Below are 324 nucleotides of genomic sequence, written 5' to 3'. Positions count from 1 at the left end.
TATGGTGTCGTTCACGGGCTCGACGCGCGCGGGGATCCAAGTGGCCATCGACGCTGCTGCAACCGTCAAGAGGGTGCACCAGGAGTTGGGCGGCAAGTCTGCCAACATCCTGCTTCCCGGCAATCACCTCGGCAGGTCGGTGCCTGCTGGTGTCATACGTGCTTTCCGTAACAGCGGACAGTCGTGCCAGGCGCCGACCCGCATGCTGGTTCACGAGAACCAACTTGATGAGTGCCTTGAACTCGCCAAGTCCACGGTGGCTGCAATGGTCGTGGGCGACCCGCGCGCGGACAGGACCACGCATGGGCCGCTGGTCAACAAACA

At 63.0% G+C, this 324-nt stretch carries 1 protein-coding gene; it reads left to right on the top strand.

Features of this window, described 5'->3' with window-relative positions; genetic code table 11:
* Positions 1 to 40: 40 nt before the first annotated feature.
* Positions 41 to 324 (top strand): aldehyde dehydrogenase family protein (locus tag EN852_RS37770; RefSeq protein WP_348643541.1); only part of this gene is annotated, 284 nt, incomplete at its 3' end.

Origin of the sequence: Mesorhizobium sp. M2E.F.Ca.ET.209.01.1.1, assembly GCF_004010375.2 — a bacterium.
Classification (GTDB): Bacteria; Pseudomonadota; Alphaproteobacteria; order Rhizobiales; family Rhizobiaceae; genus Mesorhizobium.
Note: the sequence above shows the minus strand (reverse complement) of the source record. Positions and strands in the feature narration are given on the sequence as shown.